The sequence below is a fragment of the Methylobacterium sp. FF17 genome (genome assembly GCF_025813715.1).
GTDB classification, from domain to species: Bacteria; Pseudomonadota; Alphaproteobacteria; order Rhizobiales; family Beijerinckiaceae; genus Methylobacterium; species Methylobacterium flocculans.
The window spans coordinates 4,561,486-4,581,976 of sequence record NZ_CP107532.1; the positions used below are offsets into that span (position 1 = coordinate 4,561,486).

The 20,491-nt window shown below is 71.6% G+C and carries 17 protein-coding genes; 8 read left to right on the forward strand and 9 right to left on the reverse strand.

Translation table 11 applies throughout. The features are described from left to right. Nucleotides 1-8: 8 nt before the first annotated feature. Nucleotides 9-1,073 (reverse strand): glycosyltransferase, encoded by a 1,065-nt coding sequence (locus OF380_RS21885; protein WP_264047538.1) that lies wholly within the window; start codon nucleotides 1,071-1,073, stop codon nucleotides 9-11. 112 nt (nucleotides 1,074-1,185) lie between these two features. Between OF380_RS21885 and OF380_RS21890 the strand changes: the two genes are divergently transcribed. Continuing rightward, entirely contained in the window at nucleotides 1,186-2,034 is an 849-nt protein-coding gene (locus OF380_RS21890; RefSeq protein WP_404810488.1) for a transporter substrate-binding domain-containing protein, read from the forward strand. A 246-nt stretch (nucleotides 2,035-2,280) separates the two neighbouring features. On the opposite strand, the gene OF380_RS21895 is transcribed toward OF380_RS21890, so the two are convergent. Beyond that, the gene (locus tag OF380_RS21895; RefSeq protein ID WP_264047539.1) at nucleotides 2,281-3,462 is read right to left on the reverse strand and encodes an MFS transporter; all 1,182 of its coding nucleotides are present in this window, start codon (nucleotides 3,460-3,462) and stop codon (nucleotides 2,281-2,283) included. Nucleotides 3,463-3,686: 224 nt separating this feature from the next. Between OF380_RS21895 and OF380_RS21900 the strand changes: the two genes are divergently transcribed. After that, the gene (locus OF380_RS21900; protein WP_264047541.1) at nucleotides 3,687-5,372 is read left to right on the forward strand and encodes a lysine--tRNA ligase; all 1,686 of its coding nucleotides are present in this window, start codon (nucleotides 3,687-3,689) and stop codon (nucleotides 5,370-5,372) included. 291 nt (nucleotides 5,373-5,663) lie between these two features. On the opposite strand, the gene OF380_RS21905 is transcribed toward OF380_RS21900, so the two are convergent. The 7 genes from OF380_RS21905 to OF380_RS21935 form a co-directional block, all read right to left on the reverse strand. Further along, nucleotides 5,664-6,518: an SDR family NAD(P)-dependent oxidoreductase gene (locus tag OF380_RS21905; RefSeq protein WP_264047543.1), complete on the reverse strand. Its 855-nt coding sequence runs from the start codon at nucleotides 6,516-6,518 to the stop codon at nucleotides 5,664-5,666. Between the two features lie 13 nt (nucleotides 6,519-6,531). After that, entirely contained in the window at nucleotides 6,532-6,711 is a 180-nt protein-coding gene (locus OF380_RS21910; RefSeq protein WP_264047545.1) for a DUF1328 domain-containing protein, read from the reverse strand. 86 nt (nucleotides 6,712-6,797) lie between these two features. Then, nucleotides 6,798-8,105: a chloride channel protein gene (locus OF380_RS21915; protein ID WP_264047547.1), complete on the reverse strand. Its 1,308-nt coding sequence runs from the start codon at nucleotides 8,103-8,105 to the stop codon at nucleotides 6,798-6,800. A gap of 101 nt (nucleotides 8,106-8,206) precedes the next feature. After that, nucleotides 8,207-9,607, reverse strand: coding sequence for a deoxyribodipyrimidine photo-lyase (locus OF380_RS21920; protein WP_264047562.1), 1,401 nt, complete (start codon nucleotides 9,605-9,607; stop codon nucleotides 8,207-8,209). Nucleotides 9,608-10,057: 450 nt separating this feature from the next. Next, complete coding sequence (locus OF380_RS21925; RefSeq protein WP_264047564.1) at nucleotides 10,058-11,170, reverse strand: TRAP transporter substrate-binding protein; 1,113 nt, start codon at nucleotides 11,168-11,170, stop codon at nucleotides 10,058-10,060. Between the two features lie 222 nt (nucleotides 11,171-11,392). Continuing rightward, nucleotides 11,393-12,538 carry a branched-chain amino acid ABC transporter substrate-binding protein gene (locus tag OF380_RS21930; RefSeq protein WP_264047566.1) on the reverse strand — a complete coding sequence of 382 codons (1,146 nt, stop codon included), beginning with the start codon at nucleotides 12,536-12,538 and terminating at the stop codon, nucleotides 11,393-11,395. 173 nt (nucleotides 12,539-12,711) lie between these two features. Beyond that, entirely contained in the window at nucleotides 12,712-13,881 is a 1,170-nt protein-coding gene (locus OF380_RS21935; protein ID WP_264047567.1) for a polysaccharide biosynthesis/export family protein, read from the reverse strand. 242 nt (nucleotides 13,882-14,123) lie between these two features. Between OF380_RS21935 and OF380_RS21940 the strand changes: the two genes are divergently transcribed. The 6 genes from OF380_RS21940 to cysE all read left to right on the forward strand — a co-directional run bounded on the left by OF380_RS21940 (nucleotide 14,124) and on the right by cysE (nucleotide 20,468). Further along, nucleotides 14,124-15,404, forward strand: coding sequence for an alpha/beta hydrolase (locus OF380_RS21940; RefSeq protein ID WP_404810490.1), 1,281 nt, complete (start codon nucleotides 14,124-14,126; stop codon nucleotides 15,402-15,404). A 102-nt stretch (nucleotides 15,405-15,506) separates the two neighbouring features. Beyond that, the gene (locus tag OF380_RS21945; RefSeq protein ID WP_264047571.1) at nucleotides 15,507-16,073 is read left to right on the forward strand and encodes a gluconokinase; all 567 of its coding nucleotides are present in this window, start codon (nucleotides 15,507-15,509) and stop codon (nucleotides 16,071-16,073) included. 47 nt (nucleotides 16,074-16,120) lie between these two features. After that, nucleotides 16,121-16,948, forward strand: a complete 828-nt coding sequence (locus OF380_RS21950; protein WP_264047573.1) for a Cof-type HAD-IIB family hydrolase — start codon at nucleotides 16,121-16,123, stop codon at nucleotides 16,946-16,948. Nucleotides 16,949-17,163: 215 nt separating this feature from the next. Continuing rightward, nucleotides 17,164-18,051, forward strand: coding sequence for a lytic transglycosylase domain-containing protein (locus OF380_RS21955; protein ID WP_264047575.1), 888 nt, complete (start codon nucleotides 17,164-17,166; stop codon nucleotides 18,049-18,051). Nucleotides 18,052-18,444: 393 nt separating this feature from the next. Next, the gene (locus tag OF380_RS21960; protein ID WP_264047577.1) at nucleotides 18,445-19,335 is read left to right on the forward strand and encodes a helix-turn-helix transcriptional regulator; all 891 of its coding nucleotides are present in this window, start codon (nucleotides 18,445-18,447) and stop codon (nucleotides 19,333-19,335) included. A 275-nt stretch (nucleotides 19,336-19,610) separates the two neighbouring features. Then, the gene (cysE, locus tag OF380_RS21965; protein ID WP_264047579.1) at nucleotides 19,611-20,468 is read left to right on the forward strand and encodes a serine O-acetyltransferase; all 858 of its coding nucleotides are present in this window, start codon (nucleotides 19,611-19,613) and stop codon (nucleotides 20,466-20,468) included. Nucleotides 20,469-20,491: the final 23 nt, after the last annotated feature.

Below are 20,491 nucleotides of genomic sequence, written 5' to 3' on the forward strand. Positions count from 1 at the left end.
TCGATCGGCTAACCCCGGCAAAAACCGCCTAATCCCGCCTGTGCCATATGATCCTGCACACCACACGCCGCCCGGAGCTGGCCGGGATCGGGCAGGTCCTCGGCATCGTAGACCACGAGGCAGGCGCCCCGCGCCAGCGGCAGGGCGGCATTGAGGGCACGGGGTTTCGTGCGCGGCAGGCCGCCCGGGACGCGGATCACTTCGAATCGGGCGGGCAGGGCGGCGGCGTCGAGCGCGGCGCCCGTCTCGCGATCGTCGGCCTCGATCACGAACTTCAGGTCGAGCTTGGCCACCGGGTAGTCCAGGCGCGCGAGGGCGGCGACGAGGCGCGGCACCACCCGCGCCTCCCGGTGCAGGGCCACCAGCACGGGGTAGACCGGAAGCTTCGCATCGGGCAGCGGGGTCTCCGGTTCCGGTTCGGCCTCGACGCTGACGGCGGCGATCCGGAACGTCACCGTGGCGAGGAAGAGGAACTGCACCAGGGTCCAGGCCCCCAGGAGCAGGGAGGCGGGGGCGAGGCTGGCGGCGAGGCACGCCGCACCGATCAGGAGGCCCAGGAGGGCCAGCTGCGGGCCCTGCCCGCCGGGGCCCAGCGCCCAGTCCGGACGCCGTCGCTGCAGCGTATCCGCCGCATGGGCGGCGATCCCGGCGGGGTTGGCGGCGAACACGGCCTCGCGCAGGGCCCGGGGCGTGGTGATGGCCATCGGAGTCCCCTCTCGCAGGAGGGCGGCGATGGCGGGGCCGCGCGGCGCGCGGACGAAGGCGGCGGGCCCCGGTCGCGCCAGGGGGGCGAGCCCGGCGACCAGGCTGTCGGGAAAGCGCGTCCCCTCGCCGAGCGCCAGGTCGCCGGGGAGGAACGGCACCCCGAGCGCCGCCGCGAGCGCGCGGTAATACGCCGCTTCGTCGATCAGGTCGGCGTGGAGGAGGGCGGTGGCAGCGTCGCTGCCGCAGGCGCGGGCCAGGGCGGCGGCGTGCGCGAGGAGGCCCGGATCGAAGCCCTGCTTCGCGAGGAAACCGATCTCGGGCGGCAGCGGACCGGCGGAGCCGGTCGGTGCGGAGATGAGAAGCGACATCGCAGCCGGCCTCCCGACGGCTCGGGGATGTGCTAGGGAAGACGGCGTGAGCCAGACCGTATCCCCGCGCAACCCGCGCAACACACATACAACTTCTGCGAACAGGCACGGGATGGCAAGGCGAAGCCGTGGGCCGGCCGCCGCTTTCGCCCTCATCGCCCTCCTGTCCTGTGGAGATTTCGCGTCGGCGGAGGGAGTGACGATCCCGAACTTCTGGAATCCACGCACCCGCCAGGAGCGCATGGAGACCCAGCCGAGCGCCCGCGCGGTCCGCTTCCTCACCGACGACGAGTTCCCGCCCCTGCATTTCGCAGGGCCCGACGGCGCGCCCACCGGCTTCGTGGTGGAACTCGCCCGCGCGGTCTGCGAGCGGCTGGCGATGACCTGCACGGTCCAGGCCCGGCGCTTCGACACCCTCCTCGACGCCCTGGCCGACCGGCAGGGAGACGTCGTCGCCGCCGCGATCCCGCTGACGCCGGCCCTGCGCGCCCGCTTCCTCGCCACACGGCCGTATTTCCGCTGGCCGGCGCGCTTCGCCGCCCGCACCGACCGGAACCAGCCCGCGCCCTCCGCCGCCGCGCTCGCGGGGCGAAGCGTCGGCGTGGTCGGCGGCAGCGCGCACGCGGCCTACCTCAAGGCGTTCTTCCCCGGCGCGGTGGCGAAGGACTTCACGGACCTCGCCACGGCCGAGGGCGCGCTGCGCCGGGGCGAGGTCGACTACGTCTTCGCCGACGGGCTGAACCTCGCCCTCTGGATCGGCGGCGTGGAGGCGGCCAATTGCTGCGCCTTCACCGGCGGCGACTACCTCGAGAACCGCTATTTCGGCGAGGGCATCGGCCTCGTCACCCGCGCCGACGAACCGGCCCTGTCGCGGGCCCTGGACGACGCGCTGCAGCGGCTCTGGGACGAGGGGAAATACGCGGAGCTCTACCTGCGGTTCTTCCCGCTGAGCCCGTTCTGAGGGGGACCGGGGCCGCGCCTCGGGGACCGGAACGGTTCAGTCCCGGCACATCGCGAAGGGAAAGGCGCCGGTTCCGCTCCGAGGGCTAACCCTTACGCGGAGGTCGAGGAATTCCGGCCCGGCCGAGGAACGCGTCCGACGGGTTCGTCACGAAGCCGCGCTCCCCGGAGGAGAGGCCCGCGCGGTTCTCGGCGCTGAGCGATCCACGTATCCAGGCCCCCCGCAGGGCCGTCACTTGCAAACGATTCAGAGGCGCAACCGGCCGCCGCTCACCGCGACCCCGAGGAGGAGCAGGGCCACGGCCAGGAACGCCAGGGTCAGGCTGGTGGCGTGGGCGAGAAAGCCGATCGCGGCGGGTCCCGCGAGCACACCGGCATAGCCCAGGGTGGTCACGGCGGGGATCGCCAGGGCCGCCTGCATGGCGGTCTGGCGGCCGGCGGCGGTGAACAGCACCGGCACGATGTTGGCGCAGCCGGCCCCCACCAGGCCATAGCCGAGGAGCGTCACGGGCCAGGAGGGCACGGCCGTCACGAGGCCGAGGCCGCAGGCCGCGAGGAGGGCGCCGCCGACGACGATGCGGCGCCGGCCGATTCGGCGCACCAGGGCGTCCCCGCCGAGCCGTCCCGCCGTCATGGTCAGCGAGAAGGCCGCATAGCCGAGGCCCGCCCAGGCCGGATCGAGCCCGCGTTCCTGGATGAGGAAGACCCCGCTCCAGTCCAGGGCCGAGCCCTCCGTGAGGAAGACCACGAAGCAGAGGATGCCGATGAGGAGCACGGGCCCGCGCGGCACCGCGAAGGCCGGCCCCTGCGCCCTGGGTTCGCCCGGCAGGATGCCGGGCCATGCGCCCGCGAGGGCGGCCACGATGCCGGCGACCACCGCGAGGGTGGCGGCCAGGGGCGTCAGGCCGAGGCCGAGCAGGAGGCTGATACCGGCCGCCCCCACGATGCAGCCGAGGCTGTAGAGGCCGTGGAAGCCCGACATCATCGGGCGTCCCGCCCGGCGCTCCACCACCACGGCCTGCAGGTTCATCAGGCAGTCGAGGAGGCCGAGGCCCATCCCGAGCCCGGTGAGCGCCACGGCGAGGACGGGGAGATGGGCGGCGGAGGCGAGCAGCGCCAGGGCCACGCCCGTGGCCGCGACGGCGACGACCAGCAGCGGGCGGGGCCCGACGCACCGGGCCAGCACCCCCGCCACCGGCATGGTGACGAGGGAGCCGATGCCGAGGCAGAGGAGGAGAAGCCCGAGGGCGGCGTCGTCGAGTTGGGCCCGCGCCTTCACGAACGGCACCAGGGGCGCCCAGGCCGCGACCCCGAAACCCACGATGAGGAACAGGAGGCGGGTGGAGCGGATCTCCGCCGCGCCGATGGCGGGCGCAGTGCCACGGCCGGACGCGATCATCGAGCCTGATGGCATCGAACGTGATGGCATGGAACCTGACGTCATGGACGCTTCCCTGCGCCCCCCGCCGGGGCCGCGCTTTCGGAAGTCGAGGTTTCGCAAGGCGACGCGGCAAACGTATGAAGCCCCGCGCCCCGGGGCGGGCGAGGCTGCCATGTCGCCGACGCAGGCGCGGCCCGTCCGTTGACCCTCCGGGACGCGCTCCCTACGGTGCCGCCCTTCCGCCCATTCCTTGCAGAACTGACGCTGTCCTCATGTCGTCCCCGACCTCCCCGGCCCTCGACCCCGACCTCATCGCGGCCGCCGCCACCGCCGCCGCCTGGCCCTTCGAGGAGGCGCGCAAGCTCGTAGCGCGGCTGGAGCGGCGCCCCAAGGACGAAGTGCTGTTCGAGACGGGTTACGGCCCCTCGGGCCTGCCGCATATCGGCACCTTCGGCGAGGTGGCGCGCACCTCCATGGTCCGTCACGCCTTCCGGGTGCTGACCAACGACCGCGTGCCGACGCGGCTGATCGCGTTCTCGGACGACATGGACGGCCTGCGCAAGGTGCCGGACAACGTGCCGAACAAGCCCCTGCTGATCGGCGCCCTGAACCAGCCGCTGACCCGCGTGCCGGACCCGTTCGGCACCCATGACAGCTTCGGCGCGCACAACAACGCCGAACTGCGCCGCTTCCTCGACGCCTTCGGCTTCGAGTACGAGTTCCGTTCGGCCACCGAATGCTACCGCTCGGGCGTGTTCGACACCGCCCTGCTCACGGTGCTGGAGCGCTACGAGGCCGTGATGGCGATCATGCTGCCGTCCCTGCGCGCGGAGCGCTCGGCGAGCTACTCGCCCTTCCTGCCGATCCACCCGGAGACGGGGGAGGTGATGCAGGTGGCCATCGACGAGGTCCGGGTCTCGGCCGGCACCCTGGTCTGGCGCGACCCGAAGACGGGGACGCGCTACGAGACGCCCGTGACGGGGGGCCACGCCAAGCTGCAGTGGAAGCCCGATTGGGCCATGCGCTGGGTGGCGCTCGGCATCGACTACGAGATGGCCGGCAAGGACCTCATCGATTCCGTGAAGCTCTCGGGCGAGATCGCCCGCGCGCTCGGCGGCGAGCCGCCGGAGGGGTTCAACTACGAACTCTTCCTCGACAAGGACGGCAAGAAGATCTCGAAGTCGAAGGGCAACGGCCTCTCGATCGACGACTGGCTGGTCTACGGCACCGCCGACAGCCTCGCGCTGTTCATGTACAACAAGCCCCGCGAGGCCAAGCGCCTGTTCGTGGAGATGATCCCGCGCCAGGTCGACGATTACCTCGGCTTCCTGGAGAAGTATCCGACCCAGGAGCCGGCGCAGAAGCTCGGCAATCCGGTCTGGCACCTGCACGCGGGTCATCCCCCGGCGGCGGAAGCCGTGGGCAAGGGCGGCGCCCTGAACTTCGCCATGCTCCTCAACCTCGCGGCGGTGGCCAACACCGAGGATCCGGCGGTGCTGTGGGGCTTCATCCGCCGCTACGACCCGGAGGTGGGGCCGGAGACCCATCCGGTGCTGAACCGCCTCGTCGGCCACGCGCTCGCCTATTTCCGCGATCTCGTGCGCCCGGCCAAGACCTACCGCGCCGCGACGAATGCCGAGCGGACGGCCCTGGAGGACCTCTCCGAAACCCTTGCCGCGCATGCGGGCTCGGTCGATCCGGAGGGATTGCAGGCGGTGGTCTACGAGGTCGGGCGCCGACACTTCCCCGACCTGTCGGGCAAGGCCAAGAGCCCGGACGGGCGCCCCGGCGTGTCACAGGCTTGGTTCACGACGATCTACAACGTGCTGTTCGGCGAGGCGCGGGGTCCGCGCTTCGGCTCCTTCATCGCCCTCTACGGCGTCGCCGAGACGCGGGCGCTGATCGGGCAGGCGCTCGCGGGCGCCTTCCTGCCGTCCGCCCTCCCGACGGACGCCTGACGGACGTATCCCGCGCCGGCGCATCACGCTGGCGCGAGGTCATGTGCGAAGGCGCACAATGTTGCTTGTCGTGAAGGCCGAGGCCGGCTAGAACCCTGCCACCAGACGAAAAAAGGCCGCCCCGGTGAGGGAGCGGCCCGAAGTCTAGGGAGGAAACGCCCAAGAAGGGCACACCGTGGCGACGCCATCGCCGCGGTGCATGGCCATCAAATGCCATGCCGCACCGCACCATGCAATTGTCTCCGTCGAGGAGGGGGTATGCGTGCAGTGCATAAAATCGTTTTCAAACTGTCATGCCAGCCCTCGATCGGATAGGCCGAGCTGGTCCAGGCTGAGGGTCCAGACCCGCTCCTGAAGCGCCGGGTCGCGTGCCCGCGCCGAGGGCGCGACGGGGCGGCAGGCCTTGAAGTAGGCACCCGTGACGCCGGCCACCTCGCCCGCAGAGGCGAGGTGGATCGAGGTGACGGCGCCGTCCTCCGGCTTGGCCATGAAGGGCCGGATCAGGCGCCAGCCGAACCCGAACCAGCCGCCGGTCCCGGCCGCGAAGCCGCTGGCGATGACGCCGGGGTGGAGGGCATTGCTCGTCACCCCCATGCCCGCCAGCCGGCGGGCGAGGGCCGCGCTGAACAGCACGTTGCCGAGCTTGGCCTGCGCATAGACCGACAACGCACTGAAATGTCCGGCCTGGCCGAGGTCGTCGAAGGCGATGCGGCCCCGCCGATGCGCCTCCGAGGCGACGTTGACGATCCGGGCCGGTGCGCTCGCCTTGAGCAGATCGAGGAGTTCGAGGCTCAGGAGCACGTAGGCGAGGTGGTCGAGGGCCCAGGTCCGTTCGATGCCGTCGACCGTCACCGCATGGCGGTCGAAGATCGCGCCGGCATTGTTGACCAGTACGTCGAGCCGGGAATAGCGGGCGCGGACCTCGGCGGCGAGGCGGCGGGTCTCGGCCTGCGAGGCGAGGTCGGCCACGAAGGTATCCACCACGGCGCCCGCCACCGCCGCACGGATGCGTGCGGCGGTGGCTTGGGTGCGGGCGGCATCGCGCCCGACGATGCCGACACGGGCGCCCGCCCGCGCGAGGCCGAGCGCGGTCTCGGCGCCGATGCCGGAGGTCGCGCCGGTGACGAGGACAGTCCGCCCCCGCATCGGTGCGTTCATCCTAGAAGACCGCCTGCCCGATGGCGAAGGCGACGATCACGATGACGATCGCCACCACCAGGAACAGACCGAACAGGATGCGAGCCAGGGAGCCGGCACCCGAGGCGATGCCGGTGAAGCCGAGGCCGCCCGCGACGAGGGAGATCACGAAACAGATGAGGGCCCATTTCAACAGGGTCATGCGCAACACTCCACTCGCGGAACCGAGCGATAACAACCCGTGGGGGCAAGCGTTCCGCCGGAAGCGCGGCCGTTTCGCAGCAGGCTTCAGGCGACTGGGGCGGCGGTACGCACCTCCGGGCCGGCGCGCTCCAGGAGGATCTGCGCCAGGGCATGGTAGAGGCCCTCGCGGCAGACCGCCTTCGAGACCGCGTCGGCGATCAGCGCCGCCACCATCAGCGGGATCATCAGGGCGTGGTCCTGGGTCATCTCGGTGACGATGACGAAGGCGGTGATGGGCGCCTGCAGGACGCCGGTGAGGTAGGCGACCATGCCGATGAGGACGAGGGCCGCCACCGGCACCCCGGTGAACAGGCCCTGCACGGCGGCGCCGAGTCCGGCCCCGACGCTGAGGGAGGGGGCGAACAGGCCGCCCGGGATGCCGCTGACGGCCGAGAGCAGGGTGGCGAGGAACTTGAAGGGCGCGAAATCCCAGGCCGCCGCGCCGGTGCCGTGCAGGAGGGCCCGGGCCTCCTCGTAGCCGGTGCCGTGGACCGCGCCGCCCGAGGCGAGGCCGCAGAGGGCGACGCCGAGTCCGCAGGCTGCCGCGAACAGGATCGGGCGCCCGGCGACGGCCGCCCCGAGGCGCCCCGGCAGGCCCCGCGCGGACAGGATCACGACGCGGGCGAAACCGCCGCCGGCGAGCCCGCCCAGCACCCCGAGCAGCGGCACGGCGATCCAGCCCGGCCCGAACGGCAGGGCGGCATCGGCGCTGCCGAAATAGGTATAGTTGCCGGTGAGCGCCAGCGCCGTGAGCCCGGCGGCGACGATGGCGGCGACGATGAGCCCGCCGGTACGGGCCTCGTAGGCGCGGCCGAGTTCCTCGATGCCGAAGACGATGCCGGCGAGCGGCGTGTTGAAGGCGGCCGCCACCCCGGCCGCCCCGCCGGCGAGGATCAGGCCCGGCACCCGTTCCGGGGTCAGGTGGCCAGCCGCCGCCATGATCGCGGCGCCCACCTGCACGGTCGGCCCCTCGCGTCCCGTCGAGGCGCCGAACAGCAGGCCGAGGCTCATCACCACGATCTTGCCCGCCGCGACCCGCAACGAGACGAGCGCCCGGCGCAACGCGATCCGCCCCGTCTGGCGCGCCGCGATCACCTGCGGGATGCCCGAGCCCTGCGCGTTGGGGAACACGTCGCGGGCGAGCCAGGCACAGAGCCCGAAGCCTGCCGGGGTGAGGCCGAGGGCGAGCAGGGGCGAGAGCGCCAGCCCTTGCCGGAACGCCCCCTGCGCCGCGTCGGCGAGCCAAGCCATGAGCACGGCGGCGAGTCCGACGCCGATGCCGCCGACGAGGAACAGCAGGCGGTGCCGCCACAGGCCGAAGGCGTCGCGGGTGGCGCCGCGCAGGCGCCGCATGCCCTGCACGATTCTGACGCGGCGGACGGGGCGGGTTCGGGGCATCGGTTTCGCGACCTGGATTGGTGCCCGGATCAGGCAAGGGTCATACCCGACGCGCCTCATTCATCGCCCGTGCTTTCCGCCCGACAGAGGTCGTCGACGGTCTTCAGATAGGCTTTGGCGTCGAATTTCCGGAGCGAGTTCTCGCTCTGGTAGCGCACGGTGCCGAAGATCTCGCGCCGGGCCCAGGGGCGGTCGTGCAGGCCGTAGACCCAGGCGACGTTGGTGAAGGAATTCGCGTCGCGCCCGTCGAGGAAGTAGCGGTTGTTGAGCCGGAGCGTACGCGCGAAACCTTCCTCGGGGGAGGGGGACCATTCGAGGATCTTCTTGCCCCAGTACATGCGCAGGTGGTTGTGCATGTAGCCGGTCTCGCGCATCTCGGCCTGGGCCGCGTTCCAGTAGACGTCGTGGGTCCGGCCTTCGGCGAGTTCGGTCTCCGAATAGGTCCGCGGGCGCGGGTCGTCGGCATGCTCGGCCAGCGTCTTGCGGGCCCATTCGGGGACCGCACGGGCGTAATCATCGTAGCCCTGCGTGTAGTGAACGTGGTTCATCGCCAGTTCGCGGCGGACGACGACCTCCTCCACATAGGCCGTCCGGTCCTCCGGGCCGCCCGTCTCGGCGGCGCGCACCGCCAGCACGATCTCCACGGGCGAGATCTGCCCGAAATGCAGGTAGGGGCTCATGTGCGAGGCCGCCCCCGCCTCCGGCCGGTTGCGGTCCGTGCCGTAATCGGCAAACGGCCCGTCGAGATAGGCCTTGAGGCGCCGGCGCGCCTCGGTCTCCCCGCCCGTGAAGCGGCGCACCGGGCCGACGACCCGGTCGAGGGTCATCCCGGCCAGCACCGTCTCCGGATCGGCGATGTCGACCTCGGAGGCGGGCAAGTCGGGGCCGGCCCGGTGCTTCACCCGCCGCGCGGTCAGCGGCGCGACATAGTCCTCCAGGTGCCGGTGCAGCTTCGGGCGCAGGGTGCGGGCGGCGAATTCGTGCTTGTCGGAGGCGATCTCGACGGGGACCACCACGTCGCCCTCCACCTGCACGATGCGGGTCTCCACGCCGGCCAGGATCTCGCCGTACCAGCGCTTCTGGATGGCGAGGTAGCCCCGGTCGAGGACGAGGACGGCGGCCTCACCCGCCAGGTCGATGGCAATGTCGGCGGGCGAAGCCTTGCGCAGGCAGAAGCCGATCCCGCGCTTCGCGAGGCCGGCGGCCGCGTCGGCGAGGCCCTGGAGCAGGAAGGCGTAGTGCCGGGCGTTCGCCTCGGGGAAGCCGTTGGCCCCGTCGAGCAGTCCGAAGCAGGCGAGCACCGGGAGGCCGAGGCGGTTGGCCTCCTCGATGGCGTGTTCGAGCGCCGGATTGTTGTGGGCCCGGTTCGCCTGCTGCAGGAGGTAGAGCACGTAGCGCCCTCCGCTCCGGGGCTCGACCTCCTTGAGAACCCGGATCCGTCCCGCCTGAATCGCCATCGTCCGTCTTCGCTCCCGGAATGTGTCGCCTGCCCGAATTCGCTGGACAGGTAGGGCGGCCGGCCCGTTCGGCAGCCGATGCGGGCATGGCCGGCGCAGCTCCGACGCGTCCGAAGCGTAGCGGGTCCGGACCGATAAACCCGAGCGTTCTGAACGGCGTAGCGCAAGCCCGCGTCGTCCGCGCTACCCACCGGCGCGCGCATTCACGGCGCAGGTCCGTCGCTGCGGCATATTGGTGACATCGCGCACGCAATCCGCCCGGCCTCGCGAAAAGCGACAGGGCTCCTGCCCTAAACGCCTTGCAATTTTGGGGAAGAGGATCAGATTGTGCATTGCGGGAGCGCGATGGCGTCGCGATCCCGCTGCCCTCCTTGGGCGTTTCCTCCCTAGACTTCGGGCCGCTCTTCGGGGCGGCCTTTTTTTCTGTCTCGAGGCGGCGTCCGCGCGGCCTCAGCCCCGGGCCCGGGCGCGGATCATGAAGTTGTCGTAGGTGTATTCCGCCACCTGGAACCAGAGGTATTCCTCGTTCCGGAAGGTCTTCATGGCCTCGTGGACCCGCTTGAAGTCGGCATTCCGGGCGCCGATCTCGGCATAGAGGTCGTTGGCGGCCTTCAAGGCGGCTTCCATCACGTCCTGCGGGAAGGGGCGCAATTGCGCGCCGCCGGCCACGAGCCGGCGCAGGGCCCGGGGGTTGCGGGCATCGTACTTGGCCTGCACTTCGGCGTGGACCTGGGCGGCGGCCGCCTGCAGGATCGCCCGGTAGCCCTTGGGCAGGCCCTTCCAGGCCTCGGCGTTGAGCCAGAGGTGGAGCAGCGCGCCGCCTTCCCAGAAACCGGGATAGTGATAGGTCGGCGCGACCTTCTGCAGGCCGAGCTTCTCGTCGTCGTAGGGGCCGATCCACTCGGCCGCGTCGATCGCCTTGGTGTCGAGCGCCGCGTAGATCTCCGGCCCCGGGGTGGCCTGGGGCACGACACCGAGCTTGGCCAGCACCTGCCCGCCGAGGCCGCCGATCCGCAGCTTCAGGCCCTGGAGGTCGGCCGTCGCCTTGATCTCCCGGCGGAACCAGCCGCCCATCTGCGCCCCGGTATTGCCCGCCGGCAGGGCCACGAGGCCGTGCTTGGCGAAGATCTCCCCGAACAGTTCACTGGCCCCGCCCTGGAGCCACCAGGCGCTCTGCCCCCGGGCGTTGAGCCCGAAGGGCAGGGCCGAGGCCAGCGCGAAGGTCGGGTCCTTGGGCAGGCCGAGCGAGGCCGGGCCGTAGCCCATCTCGACGGTGCCGGCGCCCACCGCGTCGAGGAGTCCCTCGGGCTGGACCGGCTCGCCCGGCGCCGAGGGCTGGATCTGGAAGCGGCCGTCGGTGGCCTCCCCGACGAGGCGGGCCAACGTCTCGGTGGCGCCGAACAGGATGTCGAGGGTCCTCGGATAGGCACAGGCGAGGCGCCAGCGCAGGTCCGGCGCCCCCTGGGCGCGGGTGGGCGCCGCGAGGGCGGCCGCAGCGCCGCCGAGGCCGGCGGAGAGGAGGGCACGGCGCCCCGGGGAGGGGCGCACGGAGGATGGGGGCATGGCACCTCGCTGGACAGAACCCGGATCGTCACGGCACCGCCGCGCCGACGCGCAGCCCCGGGATCCGTCGTTCACGAACGACGAAGCGCCGGAAACGATCCCGAAACGGCCGGATACGGCCCGAGAACCGGACCGGAGCGGGTCACTCGGCGTGAGCGCGGATCCGTTGGCGCAAGCGCAGGTTATTTGGCGCAGGCGCGAATCACGCGGCGCAAGCGCGGGTCATTTGGCATACGCGAAGGTGCCGTCGTTCCAGACATAGAGAACGTAGCCCTGTGCGGTGACGTCGCCCTTGCCGTCGAACCCCACCGGGCCGAGCACGAGGTCGAAGCGCTCCGCGTGGAGCGTCCCGGCGATGCGCTTCGAATCCGTCGTCCGGCTGAAATTGCCCGCCGCCACGAGGGCCTGCAACGCGGCATAGCCGTAGATGGTGGAGCCTTCGGGCTCCACGCCCTCCGCCTTGAAGGCGGCGACCACGGCGGCGGCCTCCGGCTTGCGGCGCGGGTCGAGGTAGAAGGTCATCAGCACGCCGTTGCTGGCCGGCCCCGCGATGGTGGCGAATTCCTGGGTGGCGATGGCGGAGGTGCCGAACCATTGCGGCTTGAAGCCCCGCTCGGCCGAGATCCGCACGAGGCGCCCCATCTCGCGGGCGTCGCCCCCATAATACGCCACCGCGATGCCGGCCTCCTTGAGGCGATCGGCCAGAGCCGCGGCGTCGGCGTCGCCCGCCGCGAAGGCGGTGGCCACCGCCTCGTTGATCCCGATGCGGTTGAGGTTCTCCTTGGTGGCGGCGGCGAGGTTGCGCGAGCCGGGAGTCAGGTCGTTCAGGATCGCGATCTTCTTGTCGCGGAAGCGCTCGGCGAGGACGGTGGCCGAGAGCTTGGCCTGATCGTCGTCCCGCCCGCAGACCCGGAAGATCGTCGGCAGGCCCCGGTCGGTGAGCTTGGCGGCGACCGAGGCGGCGGTGATCATCACGGTGCCGTTGGCGGCATAGACCTCGGAGGCGGCCAGCGAGGCGTTGGAGCAGACATGGCCGACCACGAGGCGCACGCCCTGCGCGGCGTAATGGTTGGCGACCGCCACGGCCTTGTTGGAATCGCAGGCATCGTCCTGCACGTCGAGCACGATGGTCTGCCCGTCGAGGCCGCCCCGGGCGTTGGCGTCGCGGGCCGCCGCCTGGACGCCGCGCAGGACCTGCTCGCCCACGCCCACATAGGCGCCGGAGCGCGGCACCGCGACGCCGATCACCACATCGGCCCTGGCCCCGGTCGCACAGACGGCCTGGACGGCGCCGAGGAACAGGCAGCCAGCCAGATGGACGACGCTGCCGGCACGCCCGGAGCGCCGGGCCGCGCGTCTGAACCTCATGCCGCCCCGTCTCACGCCTCGGTCGACCTCGCGATGGAATAGGGGCGGATCGGCCGGAAAGGCCAGCCGCCAGGGCTGCGCGCGTGCGCACCCAAGCGTCCCCTGCGGGATGGCGCGCCAGAACGCAAGAGGGGGCACCCGGCGTGAGCGCCCCCTTGTTCCGGCCTGCCGCCTTACCGGGCCGTGGAGTAGACCGCGGCGCCGGCGGTGACCGGCGCGGTGACGGTGGAGAAGACGGAGAGGACCTTCTGGACCTCGGTGAAGGGGGCGTTGGAGACGTAGACGAGGTCGCGGTTGCGCATGCGGAAGGCCTGGGTGAGGAACAGGCTGTTGGGGTCGCGCATGTTGATGCGGTAGACCACCGGCACCAGGGGGGTGCCCAGCAGCGGGCTGCCGGGCTTGAGGCGGCGCACCACGGCGGCCGGCTCGAAGCGGAAGATGAAGGTGCCGGTCGGGTCCGCCTGGAAGTCGGACAGGCCCCGCGCCTTGGCCAGGGCCTGGGCCAGCGTGATGCCCTCGGCCTGGAACGCGATCTCGGTGGAGTTGCCCAGGGCGCCCACCGCCAGGAAGGTCTGGGGGTCGCGCACCAGGGTGAGGGTGTCGGCCGGGCGCAGGAAGATGTTCTCGGCCGGGTTCGACACCACGGTGGTCAGGGGCACGGTGGCGGTCTGGGCGCCCCGCGAGAGGCGCACGAAGGTCTCGTTGACGGGCGCGCGCACGCCGCCGGCGGTGGCGATGACGTCGAGGAGGCGGTCGCCCTTGCCCGAGAGCGGCACGCGGGCGCCGGTGACGGCCTCGCCGGTGACGGTGACGGTCTGCGAGACGGACTTGGTGACCGAGACCAGCACCTGGGGTTGGATGGCCTTGCCGGCCAGTTCGGTCTCGATGAGGCCCTGCACGTCCTGCGGGCGGCGCCCGGCGACCTGGATGCGTCCGGCATAGGGCACGGTGATGGCCCCGTCGCGGGGCACGACCTGCTCGGGGATGAGGGCGGACTTGGAGCCGGCCGAGAAGCGGTCGGCCACCAGCGGCCCGGAGAACAGGCCGCCGGAGCCGGCTTCCCAGACGGAGATGGCGACGTAGTCGCCGACGCCGATGACGGGTTCGAGGGAGGGGCGCCGGTCGCCGAAGGAGGCGAGCAGGCTGTCGAGGGCGCGCCCGCGCAGGGCTTCGATGGTGGCCGCGGACAGGTCGACGATCTCGTAGCGGGCGAAGGTGCCCTCGCTGGTCGAGACGTCGGCCCCGTCGATCACCGCCCCGGTCGTCGGGCCGGCGGCGGGCAGCATCGACGAGCAGCCCGAGACCGCCAGGGCGGTGCAGAGGGCCAGGGGGAGTGCACGCATGCAGGATCGCCTGTCGGTTTCTCTCATGGGCTGCCTAACCCATCGCCGGAGTCCTGTCCGTGGCGACGGGGACACAGTCCGGTCGGGAGCGGACGGCAACGGGACGTCATCCCCGCTACCCACCCTTGTCCCGGGCGGGCATCGCCACCGGCGCCCCTTGAACGCCGGCCCGCCCCGTGCGTTCTGGAACCGACCACGTCTCGCGTGGTCCGAGAGCTGATCTCCCCGGCGTACCAGGGTCCATGACATCGTCGTTCGACCAAACACCACCCGGGCTCGCGGGTCGGACGCCCGGTGCGGTGAAGCGGCGTCACGTCTTCTATATTCCCGGCTACGACCCGGACGCCAACAGCCGGTACCGGATGCTGTTCGTGCGCGAGCTGACGCGGTACGCCAAGCGCTTCGGCGAACCCAAGCGGACCATCACCCGCGCGACGATGAACGCCGACGGGACGGTGCAGAGCTGGCGCGTGGCGCCGGAGCCCGAGATCGGCGGCGCCGAGACCGCCTACGACGTCCTCCTGTGGGACGACCTCGTGCGGGCCGATTTCCGGCGACCGCGCCTCGTGAGCGTCGCCCTCCTGCTGGTGAGCATGGTCACGGCCATCGCCACCGGGCTGATGCTGCGCTTCTTCCGGCTGAACTGGAAGATCGGCGGCGTCATCCTCTACCCGCTGGTGATGGTGCTGCTGCTCGGCCTGTGCACGCTCGCCATCGCGGCCTTCGTGCACGCGCATCTCGGAACGGCGTTCGGGCACAGCCTGGGCTGGCCGCTCTGGGTCACGCTCCCCACCGGGCTCCTCATCGGCCTGGCCTGGATCAAGGCGATGGAGGCCCTCCTCAACCGCATCTTCTTCTGGCAACTCCTGAACGACTGGGTCTTCAACTGGCAGCACAGCCGGGGCCGGCGCCCCGACTACGAGCGGCGCCTCGACGCCTTCACCGACCACATCCTGTCGCGCATCGCCGCCTCCGCCCCCGGGGAGACTCCCGACGAGATCCTGATCCTCGGGCATTCCACGGGCGCCCTGACGGCGGTGGAACTGGCCGCGCGGGTGCTCGCGCGCGATCCCGGGCTCGGCGCCGGCGGCACCACCCTGGCCCTCGTCACCCTCGGGTCGGGCCTGCCGCTGGTGGCGCTGCAGCCCCGCGCGGTGCGCCTGCGCGCCGAGATCGCGGCCATGGTCGCGTCGCGCCGCCTCGTCTGGGCGGATTTTCAGGCCCCGCAGGACTGGATGAACTTTCCCGGCTTCAACCCGGTGGTGCATCTCGACCTCGACCGGCCGGACGGCCCGGCCGCCAACCCCGTCGTGCGCTCCGCGCAATTCCGCGAGATCATCAGCCCGGAGACCTACATGAAGGTGCGCTGGCGCCCCTTCCGGATGCACTTCCAGTTCCTCCTCGCCAATGACCGGCGGGGCTATTACGACTTCTTCGCGATGGTCCTCGGCCCCCAGCGCCTGCGCGAGCGTGTCCTGAACCCGGTCCAGCCGAGCCACTGCCCCGCCGCCGCCGTGACCTGAGGCGCGGGAGATCACGTCGTTTCCCGGGTCCAAAGCCTGCTAAGACGCGAGAACCGGAGCCGCTGCGAGGGCAGGGCCCGGGTTCGAACGAAGGGGAGCGCGATGGCGTCAGGCCCAGATCCGGCGCGGGCCCGGCGTCCCGAGATCCTGATGGTGATGGGGGTGTCCGGGTCCGGCAAGAGCACCGTGGCGGCCCGCCTCGCTGAGCATCTCGGCTGGGCCTTCGTCGATGGCGACAGCTTCCACAGCCCCGCGCACGTCGCCAAGATGCGGGCCGGGCACCCCCTCGACGACGACGACCGTGCGCCCTGGCTCGCCGCCATCGGCACCTGGATCGACACGCAGTTGCAGAAGCGCGAGCCCGGCGTGGTGGTCTGCTCGGCGCTGCGGCGTGCCTATCGCGACGCCCTGGTGCGGGGACGCGACGCGGTACGGATCGTCTACCTCGACGGGGACCGGGCCCTGATCGAGCAGCGCCTCGCCGCGCGCCAGGGCCACTTCATGCCGGCGGCCCTCCTCGACACCCAGTTCGCGATCCTGGAGCCCCCGGCACCGGAGGAGAACGCGATCCGCGTGCGGATCGACGCCGCGCCCGCGGCCATCGTCGCAACGATCGCGGCACGGCTGGATTGGGAGAGGGGTCCAGAGCAAACCCGAGATCCCGCATGAACCGAGCCCCTGCATAACCCGAGACCTCCCATGACCCGAGACCTCGCATGACCCTGCCCCAGGACGCGTGCCCCGCCGACATCGCCCTGGTGATCTCGGACGTGGACGGCACCCTCGTCACCTCCGACAAGCGCCTGACGCCGGCGACCCACGACGCCGTGCGCCGCCTGGCCCAAGCGGGCATCGGCTTCACCATCGCGTCGAGCCGGCCGCCCATCGGCCTGAAGCCCCTGGCGGCGGAACTCGGCCTCACCCTGCCCATGGGCGCCTTCAACGGCAGCACCCTGGTGGCCCCCGACCTCACGATCCTGTCCGAGACCCTGATCCCCGCCGAGGCCGCCCGCACGGCGGCGCAACTCCTCGCCGAGGCCGGGCTCGACATCTGGGTCTTCGCCGAGGGCCGCTGGAACCTCACCGACCCGCACGGCCCCTACATCGACCTGGAACGCCGGACCCTGTGCGCCGAGCCGCACACGGTCGCCGAACTCGGGCCGCTCCTCGACCGGGCCGCCAAGATCGTGGGCGTGAGCGCCGACGCCGCGCATCTCGAGGCCTGCGAGGCCACGATCGCGCTCGCCCTCGACGGGCAGGCCGATGTCCACCGCTCGCAGGCCTATTACCTCGACGTCACGCCGCCGGGCGCCGGCAAGGCGGGCTTCGTCAACGCCATGAGCCGGCACCTCGGCATCGACCGGTCCCGCATCGCCACATTCGGCGACGCGGGCAACGACGTGCCGATGTTCGCGCGCAGCGGCTTCTCGGTGGCGATGGGCAACGCGGCACCGGCAGTGCAGGCGGCGGCCCGTGCCGTCACGGACGGGAACGATGCGGACGGGTTCGCGAAAGCGGTCGCCGAATTCATTTTGCGCCGCTGAGGCGAGGGTCCAGCCAGAGCCCCCCGCTTCCGCGTGAGGTCCTTGGCGGGATTGGCGAATCGCCCCGGATACGCCCGAGAAACACCAGCCGCACCTGTGCCATGTGCGCCACAGCACATGGGGAAACAGCCACGCTCAGCGGCTTCGAGCCGCTTTCCGGCCGCAATTCGACCGGACCCTGACCGTCCAAGAACAAGGACGATCCGGGTCTCCGCATGAACCAGCGCTTCCTGCTCCTCGCCGTCGTCGCGGTCGCCGTGCCCTGCCGGGTTCTCGCGCCCTGCGACGTGGCTGCGCAGGGCAAGCCGGCGCGCGACAACATCGACGCGCTGATCGAGGAGCAGGCCAAGGCCAACGGCGTCCCGTCGAGCTTCGTCCACCAGGTCGTGAAGCGCGAGAGCAACTACAACCCGAACGCCAAGGGCGGCAGCGCCCTCGGGCTGATGCAGATCAAGCACGCCACCGCCCGCGGCCTCGGCTACCAGGGCGACGCGGCGGGCCTGTACGACCCCCGGGTGAACCTGCGCTACGGCATCGCCTATCTGGCCGGCGCCTACCGCGCCGCCAAGGGCGATATCGCCCGCGCCTACGGCTTCTACAATCGCGGCTACTACTACGCGGCCAAGCGCCTCGGCATCGAGACCACCGTCCCCGACGACGTCGAGGCGCCGAAATCCGGCGAGGCCTTCGGCAGCGTCTTCGCCCGCGCCGCCAGCCCATCGGTCGCCGCCGCCAATACCGCGCTCGCCTATGCGCCGAGCCCGACCGCCAACGGCGTGCCCACGGAGCGCGTGGAGGTGCCGCTGCCGCCGCGCCGTCCGGCCTCCCTGACGGGCCTCGGCGTGACCGATGTGGCGGCCCTCGCCCCCGAGCCGGCCCAGGCCGCCGCCCCCGCGATCAGCGCCAGCCCCGGGATCGCCCCGGCCATGACGCAGGCCGGCGCGCAGGTCGAGGCGGCCTTCACGGAAACCGTCGAGGTGCCGCTGCCGCCGCGTCGCCCCTCCGCGCTCGCCCTCGCGGCGATCGGGCGCGCGCCTGCCGCCAAGAAGCCCTCCACGGTCGGGACCGTCCTCGAGGCCTCGGCCCTGCCGGCCGTCCAGTAACGCGTCCGCGCGAAAGACCCTGTTCCGATCCGTCGCCGAGCCGGCTTCACCGGACGCGCCCGCCCTCCCTAAAGGACGCGCGGACATGTCGCATGGCAATCTTTCCACCACTTCCGGTCACCCGGGTGGCTTGCGTCGGCGCGCGCCTCGCATCAAATGGTGCAATGCGAAGTGACGCAGCTCGGCTTGGCCCCCGCCTTGTCGTCTCGGCACGACCCGAAAGCCGAATTCCGGCGTGATCCTGCAAGGCATCGTGTTCGGGCTCGAGTTTCGCTTTCGTCGCAGCAAAATAGTTCACAATTCCAGGGATCATGTTCCTGGACATTGTTGTTCCAGTTGCAACCTACGCGCGGGCGTACGTCCTGAGTGTATTTCGAGGAAGCGGACGACGGCATGGCCGGCGCGGTAGAACAAGAATCGATCTTCCTGTCCGATCTCGGTCGGCGGGTTCGCCATGCCCGGACCGTGCGCGGCCTGTCGCGCAAGCTCCTTTCGCAGACCTCCGGCCTGTCGGAGCGCTACATCGCGCAGTTGGAGAGCGGACAGGGTAACGTCTCGATCATCCTGCTGCGCCGGGTCGCCAACGCCATGGGCGTGCGTCTCGACGACCTGATCGCCGGCCAGGACACGCAGCCGGACTGGCAGGTGATCCGGGATCTCCTGGTCAACGCCTCGCCCGAGCAGGTGACGCTGGCCAAGGGCATCCTGTCGGGGCAATCCTCGGCCGGCAGCGAGACGCCGCAGCCGCGCGTCGCGGTGATCGGCCTGCGCGGGGCTGGCAAGTCAACCCTCGGGCGGCGCGTCGCCGATCGCCTGGGCTGGACCTTCGTGGAGCTCAACGCCGAGATCGAGCGGGAGAACGCGCTCTCGGTCAAGGAGATCTTCGCGATCTACGGCCAGGAGGGCTATCGCCGGCTGGAGCAGGCCGCCCTGCGCCGCCTCACCGAGCATCCCGGGCCCCTGGTGCTCGCCACCGGCGGCGGCATCGTGGCCGAGCCCCTGACCTACGACCTGCTGCTCCAGGCCTTCTTCACCATCTGGCTGCGGGCCCGGCCCGAGGAGCACATGCAGCGGGTGCGCGACCAGGGCGACCTCGCCACCACGGGTGACCATCCCTCGGCGATGCAGGAGCTGCGGGCGGTGCTCGCCAGCCGCGAGCCCCTCTATGCCCGCGCCTCGTCCGTGGTGGACACCTCCGACGTCCCCGTCGAGGTCATGGTCGACCGCCTGGCCGAGGCGATCGAGGCCCGCTTCGGCAACCTGGACCATCGGCGCAGCGCCTGATTCGATCGATCCGGCCGGGCAGGGGCCCGGCCTCGACCGGCGGCGCCGCGCACCCCGGGCTCAGGGCCTCGCGCCGCACTGCGGCGAGCCCGGACCGCGCGGTCCTACCCTCGCCGACGCGCCCTCCAAGACGGAACCTCTCCGGCGCGCCGCGCACGGGGGACGTTTGTTCACGGGCGGGAAAGCACTATCTACCGATCGCTGCAGCGCGAGCGGCTGCGTCCGGTCGGATGAGCCCGGTCCCAAGAGATGAGCCCGGTCCAGAGGAGGACCCGATGTCCGCCAGCCCATTCCCCGTCTCCACGAAGGGCACAGAGCCGCTGGCCGTCTGCGATCCGACCTGGGCCCGCCTGCGCACCGAGGCCGAGACCATCGTCCGCGAGGAGCCGCAACTCGCCTCGTTCATCGTGGCGACGATCCTCAACCATACCTCCCTCGAAGGCGCGGTGGCCCACCGGGTCGCCGCCCGGCTGGGACACGCTTCGTTTCCGGCCGAACTCATCGCCCACGGCTTCCACGAGGCGATCGGTGCCGAGCCGCGCCTCGGCCAGGATTTCCGCGCCGACATCGCGGCCGTGCTCGACCGCGACCCCGCCACCAGCCGAGCGATCGAGCCGGTGCTGTACTTCAAGGGCTTCCACGCCATCCAGGCTCACCGGCTCGCGCACTGGTACTGGGGGCAGGGCCGGCGCGACCTCGCCCTGTACCTCCAGAGCCGGTCGTCGGAGGTGTTCCAGACCGACATCCACCCGCAGGCCCGGATCGGCCGCGGCATCTTCCTCGACCATGCCACCGGCCTCGTGGTCGGCTCGACGGCGGTGATCGAGGACGACGTCTCGATCCTGCACGCCGTGACCCTCGGCGGCACGGGCAAGCAGGGCAGCGACCGGCATCCGAAGATCCGGCACGGCGTGATGATCGGCGCCGGCGCCAAGATCCTGGGCAACATCGAGGTGGGGGCCTGCGCCCGCATCGCCGCAGGCTCCGTGGTGCTGCGCCCGGTTCCGGCCCACACCACCGTGGTGGGCGTGCCGGCCCGCGTGGTCGGCACCGCCGGCTGCGCCGAGCCCGCGCGCGCCATGGACCAGCTCGTGGCCATGGACCCGTTCATCCACATGGCCGACGGCATCTGAGGCATCGCCGACCCGAGCCGGGC